We start from the raw sequence: 13,977 nt of genomic DNA, 5'->3' as shown, positions 1-13,977 counted from the left end.
GCATCTTGCGTACGCGCCGGGCCTCGCGCACGAAGTCGGCGCTCCCGCCGACGACCGAACCCACCGGTGCGCCCAGCCCTTTGCTCAGGCACGCCTGGACGGTGTCCACGCCGCGGGTGAGCTCAGCGGGGGTGGTCTTCAGGGCCACGGCGGCGTTCCAGATGCGGGCGCCGTCCAGATGGACGAGCAGCCCTTTCTCCCTTGCCGCGGCGACCAGTTCCGCGTGCTCGTGAGGCGATGTGGTCGTGCCGCCGGCCGTGTTGTGGGTGTTCTCCAGGCACAGGAGCCGGTTGCGCAGGGCGAAGTACGAGCCGCCGCCGGTCACCGCGGCCCGTACGGCCTGCGCAGTGATCCGGCCCGGGCCGGCCGTCCAGGGCAGCGGCTGTGGCATGCCTCCGGCGAGCCAGGACGCCGTACCGACCTCGCTGTCCAGCACATGTGCATGTTGGGGAGCGAAGAAACGGTCGCCCCGTTGCAGGACGAGGAAGAGCGCCACGAGGTTTCCCATGGAGCCGCTCGGCACCCACAACGAGGCTTTCACACCGAGTAGTTCAGCAGCTCGTTCCTCCAGGGCGCGCATGGTGGGGTCGCCGTCGAGGACATCGTCCCCGACGTCAGCCGCCGCCATGGCGGCGCGCATCTCCGCATCGGGGCGTGTCACGGTGTCGGATCGCAGGTCGATCGGTGCGGTGCTGCTCATCTCGGCCTTTCCGGGGAGCGGTGGGATGCGGCCCGGGCCGGAGCCCATCGGCCACGCATCGGCGAGGCGGCACGCCGACGCTGCCGCGGGCGCCGGCTCGCGGCGGCTTCCGGCCAGGCCCGCCGAACGCCGCCGCGTCCGGTTCCTCCCGCTGGAAGCGGCGTCGCGGTCAGTCCCTGAGACGATCGATCTGGCGGATTTTGTTGGTCGCGTCCAGGGCGGCGACCTTGTAGGACTCGGCGAGCGTCGGGTAGTTGAAGACGGCGTCGACGAGGTAGTCGACCGTGCCGCCGCAGCCCATGACGGACTGGCCGATGTGGATGAGTTCGGTGGCGCCGGTGCCGAAGCAGTGGACGCCGAGCAGTTTGCGGTCGTCAGGGGAGACCAGCAGCTTGAGCATGCCGTGCGAGTCACCGATGATCTGACCCCGGGCCAGTTCGCGATAGCGGGAGATACCGACCTCGAAAGGCACGCAGTCTTCCGTGAGTTGGTCCTCGGTACGCCCGATGAAGCTGATCTCCGGGATGGTGTAGATGCCGATCGGCTGCAGGTCGTGCATCCGGTTCACCGGCTCGCCGCAGGCGTGGTATGCCGCCGTGCGGCCCTGCTCCATCGAGGTCGCCGCCAGCGCGGGGAAGCCGATGACGTCACCGACGGCGTAGATGTGCGGCACCTCGGTGCGGTAGTGCTCGTCGACCGTGATGCGACCACGCCGGTCGGCGGACAGGCCCGCCTTGTCCAGGTCGAGTTCGTCGGTGAGACCCTGCCGACCCGCCGAGTACATCACGGCGTCGGCGGGGATCTTCTTGCCGCTCTCCAGGACCGTGAGAGTGCCACGGGGATGACGTTCGACCGCGGCGACTGTCTCTCCGAACCGGAAGGTGACGGCCAGATCCCGCAGGTGGTACTTGAGCGCCTCGATCACTTCGACGTCACAGAAGTCGAGCATCCCGGGCCGCTTCTCCACCACCGTGATCTTGCTGCCGAGGGCGGCGAACATGGAGGCGTACTCCATGCCGATCACCCCGGCCCCGACGATGACCATGGAGCGCGGCACCCGCTCCAGGTTCAGCACGTTGTCCGAGTCCATGATGGTCCGCCCGTCGAACTCGACGCTCGCGGGCCTTGCCGGACGGGTGCCGGTGGCGATGATGATGTGCTCGGCGCTCAACTGCCGTTCATGGCCGGTCACTTCGCGCAGGGCGATCGTGTGGTCGTCCAGGAAGCGGCCGGTGCCGGCGAAGAGGGAGACGTGGTTGCGTGACAGCTGACTGCGGATCACATCGACCTCGCGGCCGACCACGTGCTCGGTGCGCGCGGTCAGATCGGCGACGGTGATGTCGTCCTTGAGGCGGTAACTCTGGCCGTACAGGTCGCGTTGGGTGAGGCCGGTGAGATACAGGACCGCCTCACGCAAGGTCTTGGACGGGATGGTCCCGGTGTGGATGGAGACCCCGCCGACCATGTCGGGGCGGTCGACGACGGCGACCCGACGGCCGAGCTTGGCCGCGGCGATGGCAGCTTTCTGGCCGCCCGGGCCGGATCCGATGACGAGCATGTCGAAGTCGGGCACCCTCCGGAGTCTGTCAGCCCGAGCCCTTCCCTCGAAAGGGTGAACCGGGGATCTTTCATGAACCGTGGAGGCGGCTGCGGCTCCGAGGTGTCACCGCCGGGCTCCGTGCGCGGAAGCGGTCGGGCTGTGATGCCTGCCCCAAGTCGTCTGCGGCAGAAGGCGACAGTGGCATCATCGGGTGGGAGGCGTCGCGAACACGGCCGTCCCTTCGGGCTCCACCCGACTGCTCCCAACAACCCGCCTGCCGACCGCGATCGGACCTCCCGGAGGCACTGATGCACATCGCTTCGTTGCCGTACCTCGACGAGCACGCGACGGTCATCGCGGCGGGGACCGACGACGTCTGGCGCGGTCTGGGCGAAACGCTGGATCGATCCTTCTCGCGTCCGCGTGCCGCCGGCTACGCGAGGCTGGTGGGCACAGCCGACCGCACGGCGTCCGGGCCACGGCCCCTTGCCGAGGGCTCGACGTTTCCCGGTTTCCGGGTCGTGGCCGCGGTCCCGGGACGTGAGCTGGTCCTCGAAGGGCGCCATCGTTTTTCGTCGTACGCCCTCATCTTCCGCCTCGAAGAGGTCGGTCCGGACCGATCACGGTTGCGGGCCGAGAGCCGGGCCGCCTTTCCCGGCCTGGCCGGCGGCCTGTATCGACGGCTCGTGGTGGGAACGGGCGGGCATGTGAGGGGCATGCGGCACCTGCTGTCAGCGATTCGCCGTCGATCCGAGTGATGCCTCGACGGGACCAGAGGTTGGCCTGAGAGCCACCCCGGCATTGAGATCGGGAGCCACGGGCCTGCGCCCCTCGGCTCCGTCAACCATGGGGGCTGGTATCGGCTCACTCCAGAACGGCGAGGTGGTCGGCGGCGCCCCCGAGCCACTCGATCAGGAAGAGCGTCGCGTCGTCACTGGTGCTCCCGCCCCGTTCCTCCTTCAGGGTGTGGGAGAGCGAGCGCACCACCGCCCGCACTCCCTCCTCTATGTGCGAGATGCGGTTGACCCAGTGGATGAGTTGTTCCTCGCCGAACTCCTCTTCGCCGGCTTCGTGCTCCTCGATCAGACCGTCGGTGAAACACAGCACCCGGTCGCCACGTTGGAGTATCTGCTCGCTGACCTGGGGCTCTTCACCTCCGAAGCCGACCGGCAAGGTGGTCGGGCTTTCCAGTTGCCGGAGGACCTGGTGGTTGCGGATCAGCAGCGGTGCGGGGTGGCCCGCGTTGACCCACTGCAGGTGTCCCGTTGCGATGTTCAGGCGCATCATCTGCGCGGTGACGAAGTGTTCGGGCCCGAACTGCTCGGCGATGGCCCGATCCATGAATGCGTAGCTCTTGGACAGGCCGATGCCGGCACGTCTGGAGTGCCGGTAGGCGCCGATGGCGACGGTGGCCATCGTGGCAGCGTTCAAGCCATGGCCCATCGCATCAACCACGGCCACGTGCAGGATGTCGTCGTTGAGCGCGTAGTCGAAGCTGTCGCCGGCGACGTTGTAGGCGGGCTCCAGGATTCCGGCCACCGCGACCTGTGGCACGGACATCGCCAGCGGCGGTAGCAGAGACCACTGGATCTCCGCGGCCACGCTCATGGGTTCACGGCGCCGGGTGAGGAAGAACTGGTCGGTGTAACTGTGCTTGGTGACCAGCATGTCGGCGATCAGGCCGGCGAGCCTGCGCAGCAGGCGCCGGTCGTCGTCATCGACGGATTCCAGGGTGAGGGCCAACACCCCCACCTGGTCGCTGCCGTCCAGCAACGGTAGATACATCCGGACGCCGTCGGCCTGCGGTACCTCGACAGGGGTCGCGTTCAGAAAGGCCGTACCGGCGTGGGAGTCACCGATCGGCTCGGGCTCGCCGATGGCCAGACGCCTACCCGGCAGCGGCACCAGCAGCAGCTGTGCATAGTCCTGCAGGAGGATCGAGATATCCCGGCCACCGACCCTGGCCACCTCTTCCGCGATCAGCGGGGCGATCAGCTGCGGCGGCATCTCGTGTGCCCGGTCCAGCAGCACCCCCAGCAGCCGCTCACCGAACCCCTCCGACCGGTCCACCGTGTCCTTGCCAGGCTGCCGATCACCCTCCGCCATAGCCGTGCCCTTTCACCCGACCAGCCTGATTTCGCCTTCACCTGGCGAGCCAGCGGTCTCCAACGAGTGGGTCACAGGGCGGCCGCGTGCTTGGCTTCGGTGCATTCCTCGGCCGCCATACGCGCAGGATCCGCTCGTTCCCTGCAGTCGCGCCGACAGTGCGCAACGGTCCCGGCGTATACACACCGGGACCGCCCTTCCGGGCCGGTTGCACGTGAGAGTGCACCTGCCCATTCACCATGTTATGCCTGTGCCGCTTATCCGTCATAAGGGATTTTTTGGGCAATACGGCCCTTGACCGGAGAGGCTCAGCGCCGCGTCAGCCGCGTTCCTCCTCTTCGGCCTCCATGAGCCGGATTCCCTGATGCGTCAACGTGACCATCGCGGGTGTATTTCCCTGTGCCCAGTCGACTGTGATGAGCCCCTCGCCGACAAGATATGCGCAGGCTGCAGCCAGGTCCTGCTCAGGCATGTGGAGGTCGTCGCGCAGCTTCGCCCCGGTGACGCCGAGGAGGCGATTGCCTTCCGTGGCCTCGTACAGGGTCTTCATGATCGCTTCGCGGTAGTGCTTCCGCTCGTGGAGTGTTGCCATGATTGCCGCCCACTCGTGCCGGGCACCGACGAGGGCCCTTGTCTCAGACTTCGTGTGTCTGTGTGCGGTCCCGCCCGGAGGACCGACTGGCTGCCAGCCAGGACCGCGCCCGCTCTGCCATGTGCGTGGTGTCCACGGTGAGGTGAAGGCGGGTTCCGCCGTCGCTGCCGGCGGGGTAGCTGCGCTGTTCGGTGGCGGCGAAGCAATGACGGAGTATCTGTGCGACCCGACTTGCGACGCAGGGGGACGCGGCGACGCTGCGCACCTCAGCACGCCCGGCCGTGAGTGGTTCCGGTTGTTTCATGGTGACCTCGTTGATCAGGACGACACGCCGGTGGGCGGGCGCCGTCGCGCCACGCCCACTGCCCCGGGTCAGGAGTAGGTCTGCGTCATCCCTGGCCGCCTTTGGCGTGCTCGCGTTGAGTTGAGGGGACGACGGGTGATCCGGCGAGCCTTGCCGGCCGTCGGCCTTTCCGGCTCCGTCGGCCGATTCCCGGCATGGCATCGCCATAGTGGAACGCTGCTATCCGCTCGTCGTGCTGGCCATTGAGCAGATGGATCAGCAGCACTCCTATCATGATCACGGCGACGATGACGGATACGGTGATGGCGGTCTCCACGTCCTCACTTCCCTCGGGCGGAGCTCATGGGTCCGGGCGGGTTCGGGTTATCGGCCGCCACTGAGGGGTGCCCGCCGTCGGTCTCCCACTCCTCTTCCCGATTCAGCGTCTCCCTCGCATCACGGGCGATGTCCTCGCTCGCCATCAGACCGCTGGCGGTGGCGAGCTCGCCTGGGGCGGCTGCGGCGGACATCAGCCGGGCGGCGGCAGCCGCACCGGTCTCCGGCGGGATGACCAGCAGGTCCCAGCGGCCTGCGGTGTAGGAGAGGAGGATCAGCTTGTGCGGGTCCTGCTCGTCGGCGAACCAGCCCACGTGCACCGTGTGCCCCGCCATGGGCACCTTGTGCGGGATCACGGGCCAGTGGGCCGGGTTCACCGCGACACGCGTGATCCGGCCCCAGCACGCGTCCAGCACATCTATGAGGGCGGGGAGTTCACGCGAAAGATCGCGAGAGCGAGGCCACCAGGCACCGTCCAGCAGACCTGGAACCGACCCCGCCGGGGTCAGACACAGGCGGGCCGGTGGTGAGGTCACGCGCTCACTAACAGTCATACGGTCGATGGTCGCGGTCATGGCGCGGACCTGTCCCCGGGCATATCTTCATGTCCCGGTGTTGTTGCTCGCCGAGAACGACATCGACGTGGGAGCCGGTGCGCGAAGTACTCCCGGTGTCTTCACTGTACGCCGGGCACGGTCCGATGAACCCGCACGTGACCAGCGGCTTCCCTGGGAATTCAGGTGTGGGTCATGGTGACCAACGGCCGCATAACCGGCCCCGCACAGGACTTCGCGAGGCAGCAGCGGCTCCATCTCGTCGACCGTCGGCTGCTCGCCACCTGGGCGGCGGGATCGCAGCCGCTGTGGGAGCTGCTGCGGGCGCTCCCCCGGCCACGCACACGTCCACTCTGTCGTGACCACCGATGACCGTCGGGAACGCGGCTCGCGGTCCGCTTTCTCCGGCCGGGTGGCCCGCGAAAGCGACGGCCCGTGGAACGGAGACCGAGCGGCGAGCGAGCTGCGGGGAGAATCGTGCACGGTCGTCGCCGGTGTGGGCTACATTCGGGAATCCTCGACACCGGCGCCTCTGGGGTGAGGCCACGTTGAGGAGAATTCCGGAGCGGCGAATGCACCAGTCCGACCTTTCTCCACCCGCTACCGCACTGATGCAGGGGGGACTCGCCGACAGTCTCTTCGAAACGGCACGCCGCACCCCTGGCCTTCCGCAGATCGCGCGCCGTCCCGACGCCCCCTCCACGCAGTGGACAACGGTGACCGCCGCCGAGCTGTGGGACGAGGTGGTCGACCTGGCGCGGGGCCTCGTCACGTCCGGCATACGCCCGGGTGACCGTGTGGCCATCATGGCGCGTACGCGCTACGAGTGGACCGTGCTCAACTACGCGCTGTGGTCGGTGGGCGCCGAGATCGTGCCGATCTACCCGACGTCGTCGCACGAGCAGGTCGCGTGGATCCTGAAGGACGCGCAGTGCGTCGCCGTCGTGGTCGAGGACGAACAGGGCGTCATGACCGTCGGCTCGGCGTGTGCCGCGCTCCCGTTCCTGCGCCACGTCTGGCAGTTGGACACCGGGGCGCTGGCGCACCTGGCCGAGCGGGGCCGGGCGATTCCGGCGACCACGGTCGACTCGCTGCGCCGGATCGTGCTGCCCGACTCGACCGCGGTCATCGCCTACACCTCCGGCACGACGGGACATCCCAAGGGCTGCGCCCTGACGCATCGCAATCTGGCGAGCCCCTGCGACACGCTGCTCGAAGGCTGGAGACACACGGCGGCCCCTGCGGGAGTACAGCCGGCCATCCTCGCGTTCCTCCCCTTCTCCCATGTGTACGGCCTGATGATCCAGGGGCTGTGTCTGCGGGGCGGCGTCCTGATGGGGCACGAACCTGATCTGCGCGAGGAGGCGCTCACCGCGGCCCTGCTGTCCTTCAGGCCGACGTTTCTGTACGCCGTTCCGTTCGTGTTCGAGAAGATCTACAAGAATTTCCTGCGGACGGCACAGCAGACGGGCCGTGGCGCGCTGTTCGAGCGTGCCGTGCGCACCGCACAGGATTTCGCCCTGGCCGAAGAACGTCATCGGCTGGGCACGGGCCCGGGCCCCGGCTTCGATCTGCGACTGCAGCACTCCCTCTACGAGAAGACGGTGTACAGGAAGCTGCGCGCCGCGCTCGGCGGAAGGGTGTGCGGCGCAGTGTCGGGCGGCTCGCCGCTCAATCGTGAACTTGCCCTCTTCTACGCGGGAATCGGGATCTTCGTGCACGACGGATACGGGCTGACGGAGACCAGCGGAGGAATTACCGCACAGCCCGTGGGGCGTGCGAAGTTCGGAACGGTCGGACGCGCGCTGCCGGGTACGGACATTCACGTGGCCGACGACGGGGAGATTTTCGTCTGGGGGCCTTCGGTGTTCCAGGGATACATCAACGACACCCGAGCCACGCAGGACTCGTTCCAGGACGGTTGGCTGGCCACGGGGGACATCGGGCGTCTGGACTCCGAGGGGTATCTGACCATCACCGGCCGCAAGAAGGACATCATCATCACGAGTGGTGGAAAGAGTGTGGCTCCCGCGGCTCTCGAGGAGCGTCTGCGGGTCCACCCGCTCGTCCATCAAGCGGTGGTGGTGGGTGACAACCGGCCTTGTGTGGGTGCCCTCATCACGTTGGATCCCGAATTCGTCGGGCATTGGCGCGCGTCCCGGGCCAAGGGGGAAACGCCGGTCCGGGACGCGCGCGAGGAGAACGAATTGCGGGAGGAAGTCAGACGCGCGGTCGCCGCGGCCAACAGCACGGTGTCCCGCTCGGAATCCATTCGGGTGTTCCGGGTCCTCCCGGAGCCCTTCGATCTGGCCAATGGCCTGCTGACGCCCTCGATGAAGTTGCGCCGGGATGCAATTGCCCGGCGGTTCGCCGCCGAGATCGAGGCGATGTATCAGACGTCGTCGCGGGTCCCGCGGGAGTACGCGAGCAATGAGCCTTCGCTCTGGGAGGACTCGGACAACGTATTCCTCCGGTGACCCGGTCGGGCGCCGTCGCGACGCGGGACGTACGTGCCTCCCAGGAGGGACCTCAGAGGCGTCACGCGGCTCCTGACTTCCGGCTGCTTGGTGGTGGTGTTCATGGGTACACCTTGCGCCGAGGGAGCCGGGGCAACCAGATCCCTCCCGTGAGCAGGACTGCTGGTCCTGGTACCGACTCCACCACGGTCGGTGGGAATACGCCGGTCGCTGTCAGTCGTTCTCGGCGGCGGAAGAGGCGGGCGCCTTCGTGCAGGGTAGCCGCAGAGTGAAGACCGAGCCGGCACCGGGTTCGCTGGTCACGGTGACGGTTCCGCCATGGGCGGCGACGAGTTGGCGGACGATGGGAAGGCCCAGCCCGCTGCCGCCGGTGCGTCGGCTGCGGGACTTCTCGGCCCGCCAGAACCGGTCGAAGACGTAGGGCAGGTCCTCCGGGGCGATGCCGGTGCCGGTGTCGGCCACCTCGAAGACGACCTGACCGTCCTGGCCGCGGGCGGACAGGGTGATCGTGCCGCCGGCCGGGGTGTGGCGTACCGCGTTGGACACCAGGTTGCCGAGCGCCTGCCGCATCCGCACCGGGTCCGCGTCGAGCCACGGCATGCCGTCCACCGAGGTGAGCAGGCGGATGCCCGCCGCCTCCGCCCCCACGCGGTGTGCGGCGGCGACCTGTTCGAGCAGTTCGTCGGCGCGGACGTCCTCGCGGTGCAGTCCGAGGACGCCCGCGTCGGCGGCCGCGAGGTCCTGCAGGTCGTCGATGACGCGCTGGAGGACGACCGCCTCCTCGTGCAGGGAGGCGAGCAGTTCCGGGTCGGGGTCGACGATGCCGTCGCGGGTCACCTCCAGCCAGCCGCGGATGTTGGTGAGCGGGGTGCGCAGTTCGTGGGCGATGTCGCTGACCATCGCCTTGCGCTGCGCCTCCATGCGTTCGCGGCGCTCGGTCAGTTCGTTGAACGCGACGGCCAGGATGCCGGTCTCGTCCTGCGTGGTGACGGGCACCCGTACGTGCTGCTCCGGCGGCTGTTGTGCGGCCTGCGTCAGCGCGCGCAGGGGGCGTACGAGCCTGGTGGCGACCAGCGCGGTCACGGCCACGGTCAGAGCGAGGACGAGACCGGCGACACCCACGACCTTGGCCTTGTTGGCCGCGGACATGTCGAAGCGCGGGACGGGGCTCTCCCCCGTGCCCAGGAACAGTTCGGCGGCCGGGGCGGCATAGGGCGCGAGCTGGTCCCGGCGTGCGCTGTCGATGCACCTGCTCACCGTCGCGGTCGCCGCGTCGCGCTGATCGTTTCCGGTCTTTCCCAGCACATAGCGGAACTTGATGCTCGTGGCCGTGTGGTCGACTGTGAGGGGCAGGGGCGTGGCGAGGTGCACATCATGGCGGCCCAGGCATGCTGCGACGCGGCTGGTCAGGCCGTCCAGCGCCTTCTTCTCCGTCGCGGTGGAGGCGTAGAGCTTCCCGTCCGCGCACTCCGTCGGCAGATAGCCGGACTCGGCGCTCCCGTCCGGGTTCGTGAGGACGGAACGGCCGCTGGGCGTGAGCGTGATGTCCATGTCGATCTTGTTGCGTGCGAAGCACGCCTGGCGCACGAGGGCCAGCTTGGCCACGCGGCGCCGCTGGGTGGCCGTCAGCCGGTACGGACCGACCGCACGCGGATCGATGCCGCTGAGCTGTGCTCCGGGCTGCGTGAAGGTGTCGGTGTGCAGCGGATCGACCGTGGCGGCGGCCCGCGGCGGCAGCGCGGTCTGCCGCGCCGCGGAGTCCGCGATCGTCCTGCGGTCGGAGGTGGTCAGGGCGATACGACGGCCGGTCCGGTCCGACAGCGTCCGTACGGTCTTCTCGACGCCGGACCAGTCGGGATGGGTGGCCGCGTAGCCGCTGAGCTGCTGGAGGATGTCCATGTCGTCGGCGAGGACCTGGCCCTGCTCCTGCTGGAGGGCGCGGGTGGTCGTCTGCACCGCGAGCCAGGCGGTCGCCGCCACGGAACACACGGCGATGAGCACCGAGGTGATCAGCAGCCGCACCAGGAGGCTCTTGCGCAGGGGTATGCCGCGGCTCACGCCCGGTCGCCCTTGAGCTTGTATCCCACGCCGAAGACCGTCAGCAGGCGGACCGGTCTGCGCGGGTCCGCCTCGATCTTCTTGCGCAGGTTCATGATGTGCACGTCGATGGCCCGCTCGGTCGACGCCCGGTCGATACCCCGGGTGTGGTGCAGCAACTGCCGGCGGGAGAACACCCGCTCGGGTTCGGCGACCATGGCCAGCAGGATCTCGTACTCCGCCGGCGTGCAGTCCACGGGCACGCCGTCGCAGGCCACTTCGTGCCGCGTCGGATCCACCGCGATTCCCGCGGCCCGTACGACCGGATCGTCGCGCCGCTCGGAGGCGGGGCGTCCGCTGCGCCGCAGCACGGTGCGGACGCGGGCCATCAGCTCGCGCGGGCTGTACGGCTTGGTCATGTAGTCGTCCGCGCCGAGCTCCAGGCCGAGCAGTACGTCGTCCTCCGTGGAGCGGGCGGTCAGCATGAGGACGGGAATGTCGTCGCTCTGCCGCAGCACCCGGCACACCCCGAATCCGTCGACCACGGGGAGCATCAGGTCCAGGACGACGAGGTCCGGCCGGTGGCGCCGGGCCTCCTCGAGCGCGGCCCCGCCGTCATGGACCACGGTGGCGGTGTGTCCCTCCTTCAGCAGCGAGCGGCGTATCAGCTCCGCCTGCTTCTCGTCGTCCTCCGCGACCAGCACATATGCGCACACGCGGCCGATGCTAGGCGCACAGGGCCGGGAAAAGCGCGGGTGAGAGGGGCTTGCCACACCCTGACACCTTCCTCACATTCGCCTGCGATGCTCGCGGGGCGGTACCGCTAGACGCCGCCCCCTGCCCGTGGGCGTCCGCGCACCCACCCCCAAAGAGCCATGGAGCACACCGCCGCGAACGCACACCACGTCGACACGAACTCCAACTCCCACAGCGCCCAGCAGATCAGCGCCCCCACGGCTACCAGGACACCGAGCAGCAGCAGTCCGCGGTCGCCGGAGAGCAACAGGGCGCCGACGGTGGCGAGAAGGTAGCCCGCGACGAGCAGTTCGGCGTGGGACAGGTCGACGACGTAGCCGACGGTGCGGCCGCGAATGTCGGCCGTGACGGGACGAGTGGCGAGGGCGTACGCGAGCGCCGCCGCGGTCGCGAGGCCCGGCACGAGAGGGAGCGCCAACCGGCGCCGGGCGTGCCGCGGCGCCGCGCACACCACACCCACCGGTACCCACACCGCGAGCAGCGGAAGGGCGATCACGGCCCAGGCGACCGTCGCGGGGCCCCTCCCTCCGCCAGAGTCCCAGACCACGGACTCGACGATCTGGTGGGCGCCGAGCAGCAACGGCAGCGCGGCCAGCGGGAGATCCCCCGCCCTGCGCACCTGCGTCACACAGGCCACCCCGACAGCGGCGATCCCGGCACCGGCTGCCAGATCGGCCGTGGCACTCCAACACATCGCGTCCCCATGGGTCCGCCGTCACGAGATCCCGCCCTTGCAGTGCACAACGCTACGGCGCCGCGGAGCGATGCCCGTCATGGACACGAAGCCTCCAGGACCGCGTTCATCCTGAACTCATTCGCGTTCGTCGCGTTCCATCGGCACACCGGGTCACGCAGACCGTCCCCCTGGCATGCTGCCCCCATGCCGACTCCCATGCGCCCGAGCCCGTCCGCCGCCGCCGCGCACAGCCCCGTCACCCCGGTCAACGGCCTCCGCGTACAGGTGCGTCGGGTGAGCCAGCAGGTGCGCGGGGCGGGACGTGTGCTGCGCGAGGTGTCGTTCGACGTCGCTCCCGGGCGGCTCACCGTGATCGCCGGGAGCAGCGGTGCGGGCAAGACGATTCTGTTGCAGACGCTGGCGGGACTGCGCGCCCCGGCCGAGGGTGAGGTACTGCACGACGGAGCCCAACCCGGGCCGCCCGGGCCGGAGTTCGGGTTCGTGCCGCAGGAGGACATCATCCACCGTGAGCTCCCGCTGCGCCGGACGCTGGTGTACGCGGCGGGCCTGCGTATGCCTCCGGGTACGCCGGCCGAGGCCGTCGCCGCGAGCGTGGACCGGGTCCTGGACACCCTGGGCCTGTCCGCCCGGGCCGCGACGCCGGTGCGCGCGCTGAGCGGCGGGGAGCGTAAACGGGCCTGTATCGCGGTCGAGTTGCTCTCCCGGCCGCGTGTGCTCTTCCTCGACGAGCCGACCTCCGGGCTCGACCCGGTCACCGGGGCGGCCCTGCTACGAACCCTGCGGGCTCTGGCCGAGGACGGCACGACCGTCGTGCTCACCACCCATGTCCTCGCCGATCTGCTCCGCTGTGACCAGGTCGTCTTCCTCTCCCCCGGCGGCGAGATCGCCTTCGCCGGTGAACCGGACGCCCTGTGCGGCGCGTTCGGGGTCGGCACGGTCGAGGAGGTGTACGAGGCGGTGGCCGACGGCGTACGCGTCGAGCGGACCGCACCTCAGGAGGTCTGCCGATCGGAGTCCTCGGCAACTCCCCCGCCGAGTTGGCGTGTTGGTGCCGTACGCCAGTGGGCGCTGTTGACCCGGCGGGGTGCGGCGCTGCTGCTGCACAACCGGCTCTCGGTCGCGGTCCTGGCCGGTTCACCGGTGATGATCGCGGCGATGTTCGCGGTGCTGTTCCGCGCGGGCGCGTTCGATCCGGCTGCGCCCGACCCCGGGTCGACCGCGATGATCATGTTCTGGATCGCGTTCGGCGCCTTCTTCTTCGGGCTGACGTACGGGCTGCTGCAGATCTGCACAGAACTGCCCGTACTGCGTCGCGAATGGCTGGCGGGGCTGCGGATCGGACCGTACGTCGCCTCGAAGCTCACCACGACGCTCCCGGTACTCGCGGTCGCGGACGCACTGCTGCTGGTCGTACTGCGGGCTCTGGACCGGCTGCCCGCGGCGGGGTGGGGCACGTACGGCTCGTTGTTCGTGTCGAGCGTGCTGGCCTCGGCGGCCGCACTGGCGCTGGGGCTGCTGGCATCGGCGGCGGTGTCCGAGCCGGGGCAGGCGACTCTCATGCTGCCGCTGCTCTGCTTCCCGCAAGTGCTGTTCTCGGGTGCCTTCGTGCCGGTGCCCCGGATGACGGGTGCCGGAGAGACGATCAGCTGGGCGATGACCAACCGCTGGGCGTTCGAGGCGCTGGGCAGCGGGGTCGGCCTGGAGTCGCTGTGGCGCGGGGGTGGCTCGCCGCTGGGTCCGCCGCTGCTGGACGCATACGGGGACTCGTTCGGTCATCCGGCGAGCCGCGGCTGGGTGATCCTGGCGGGCTTCGCGCTGGTTTTCCTGGCCGTGACGTGTGTGGTTCTGGTGCGCAAGTGCCGGGAGGGGGCGGTACGGAGCCGGGACGGGCGCTGAACA

12 protein-coding genes and 2 pseudogenes are annotated in these 13,977 nt (G+C 69.3%); 4 read left to right on the top strand and 10 right to left on the bottom strand.

Features of this window, described 5'->3' with window-relative positions; all coding sequences use genetic code 11:
- Position 1 precedes the first annotated feature (1 nt).
- Together ACFY0T_RS23470 and sthA are read right to left on the bottom strand one after the other, a co-directional pair.
- A pseudogene (locus tag ACFY0T_RS23470) lies at positions 2–700 on the bottom strand (threonine aldolase family protein); the annotation flags it as partial.
- A 169-nt stretch (positions 701–869) separates the two neighbouring features.
- A complete protein-coding gene (gene sthA, locus ACFY0T_RS23465) occupies positions 870–2,273 on the bottom strand; it encodes a Si-specific NAD(P)(+) transhydrogenase (RefSeq protein WP_388873789.1) in 1,404 nt (467 codons plus the stop codon).
- A 275-nt stretch (positions 2,274–2,548) separates the two neighbouring features.
- On the opposite strand from sthA, the gene ACFY0T_RS23460 reads away from it, so the two are divergent.
- Positions 2,549–2,998: a hypothetical protein gene (locus ACFY0T_RS23460; protein WP_388873786.1), complete on the top strand. Its 450-nt coding sequence runs from the start codon at positions 2,549–2,551 to the stop codon at positions 2,996–2,998.
- A 106-nt stretch (positions 2,999–3,104) separates the two neighbouring features.
- Here the strand turns inward: ACFY0T_RS23460 and ACFY0T_RS23455 are convergent, their stop codons facing one another.
- The 5 genes from ACFY0T_RS23455 to ACFY0T_RS23435 form a co-directional block, all read right to left on the bottom strand.
- Positions 3,105–4,346 carry a PP2C family protein-serine/threonine phosphatase gene (locus ACFY0T_RS23455; protein WP_388873783.1) on the bottom strand — a complete coding sequence of 414 codons (1,242 nt, stop codon included), beginning with the start codon at positions 4,344–4,346 and terminating at the stop codon, positions 3,105–3,107.
- 319 nt (positions 4,347–4,665) lie between these two features.
- A complete protein-coding gene (locus ACFY0T_RS23450; RefSeq protein ID WP_388873780.1) occupies positions 4,666–4,938 on the bottom strand; it encodes a hypothetical protein in 273 nt (90 codons plus the stop codon).
- 43 nt (positions 4,939–4,981) lie between these two features.
- Positions 4,982–5,242: a hypothetical protein gene (locus ACFY0T_RS23445; protein ID WP_388873777.1), complete on the bottom strand. Its 261-nt coding sequence runs from the start codon at positions 5,240–5,242 to the stop codon at positions 4,982–4,984.
- 85 nt (positions 5,243–5,327) lie between these two features.
- The gene (locus ACFY0T_RS23440) at positions 5,328–5,558 is read right to left on the bottom strand and encodes a hypothetical protein (RefSeq protein ID WP_388873775.1); all 231 of its coding nucleotides are present in this window, start codon (positions 5,556–5,558) and stop codon (positions 5,328–5,330) included.
- A 4-nt stretch (positions 5,559–5,562) separates the two neighbouring features.
- A complete protein-coding gene (locus ACFY0T_RS23435) occupies positions 5,563–6,132 on the bottom strand; it encodes a DUF5994 family protein (RefSeq protein ID WP_388873773.1) in 570 nt (189 codons plus the stop codon).
- Positions 6,133–6,297: 165 nt separating this feature from the next.
- Here ACFY0T_RS23435 and ACFY0T_RS23430 point away from each other — a divergent pair.
- A pseudogene (locus ACFY0T_RS23430) lies at positions 6,298–6,483 on the top strand (restriction endonuclease); the annotation flags it as partial.
- 200 nt (positions 6,484–6,683) lie between these two features.
- Entirely contained in the window at positions 6,684–8,588 is a 1,905-nt protein-coding gene (locus tag ACFY0T_RS23425; protein WP_388873771.1) for an AMP-dependent synthetase/ligase, read from the top strand.
- A 213-nt stretch (positions 8,589–8,801) separates the two neighbouring features.
- On the opposite strand, the gene ACFY0T_RS23420 is transcribed toward ACFY0T_RS23425, so the two are convergent.
- The 3 genes from ACFY0T_RS23420 to ACFY0T_RS23410 all read right to left on the bottom strand — a co-directional run bounded on the left by ACFY0T_RS23420 (position 8,802) and on the right by ACFY0T_RS23410 (position 12,075).
- Positions 8,802–10,646 (bottom strand): sensor histidine kinase, encoded by a 1,845-nt coding sequence (locus tag ACFY0T_RS23420; protein ID WP_388873768.1) that lies wholly within the window; start codon positions 10,644–10,646, stop codon positions 8,802–8,804.
- Positions 10,643–11,341, bottom strand: coding sequence for a response regulator transcription factor (locus ACFY0T_RS23415; protein WP_388873765.1), 699 nt, complete (start codon positions 11,339–11,341; stop codon positions 10,643–10,645). Before ACFY0T_RS23415 ends, ACFY0T_RS23420 begins: the two co-directional genes overlap by 4 nt.
- A gap of 107 nt (positions 11,342–11,448) precedes the next feature.
- On the bottom strand, positions 11,449–12,075 hold the full coding sequence (locus tag ACFY0T_RS23410; protein ID WP_388873762.1) for a DUF6629 family protein: 627 nt from the start codon (positions 12,073–12,075) through the stop codon (positions 11,449–11,451).
- A gap of 186 nt (positions 12,076–12,261) precedes the next feature.
- On the opposite strand from ACFY0T_RS23410, the gene ACFY0T_RS23405 reads away from it, so the two are divergent.
- Entirely contained in the window at positions 12,262–13,974 is a 1,713-nt protein-coding gene (locus ACFY0T_RS23405) for an ATP-binding cassette domain-containing protein (protein WP_388873759.1), read from the top strand.
- Positions 13,975–13,977: the final 3 nt, after the last annotated feature.

It is taken from the genome of Streptomyces sp. NPDC001530 (genome assembly GCF_042894545.1).
Lineage (GTDB): Bacteria > Actinomycetota > Actinomycetes > Streptomycetales > Streptomycetaceae > Streptomyces.
This window is presented reverse-complemented; position numbering and strand designations above follow the sequence as displayed.

Bases quoted from the DNA above. Each gene is read 5' to 3' on its own strand.
- ACFY0T_RS23410 (WP_388873762.1), bottom strand. From the start codon at position 12,075: ATGTGTTGGAGTGCCACGGCCGATCTGGCAGCCGGTGCCGGGATCGCC.
- ACFY0T_RS23455 (WP_388873783.1), bottom strand. From the start codon at position 4,346: ATGGCGGAGGGTGATCGGCAGCCTGGCAAGGACACGGTGGACCGGTCG.
- ACFY0T_RS23460 (WP_388873786.1), top strand. From the start codon at position 2,549: ATGCACATCGCTTCGTTGCCGTACCTCGACGAGCACGCGACGGTCATC.
- ACFY0T_RS23435 (WP_388873773.1), bottom strand. From the start codon at position 6,132: ATGACCGCGACCATCGACCGTATGACTGTTAGTGAGCGCGTGACCTCA.
- ACFY0T_RS23445 (WP_388873777.1), bottom strand. From the start codon at position 5,242: ATGAAACAACCGGAACCACTCACGGCCGGGCGTGCTGAGGTGCGCAGC.
- ACFY0T_RS23450 (WP_388873780.1), bottom strand. From the start codon at position 4,938: ATGGCAACACTCCACGAGCGGAAGCACTACCGCGAAGCGATCATGAAG.
- ACFY0T_RS23425 (WP_388873771.1), top strand. From the start codon at position 6,684: ATGCACCAGTCCGACCTTTCTCCACCCGCTACCGCACTGATGCAGGGG.
- ACFY0T_RS23405 (WP_388873759.1), top strand. From the start codon at position 12,262: ATGCCGACTCCCATGCGCCCGAGCCCGTCCGCCGCCGCCGCGCACAGC.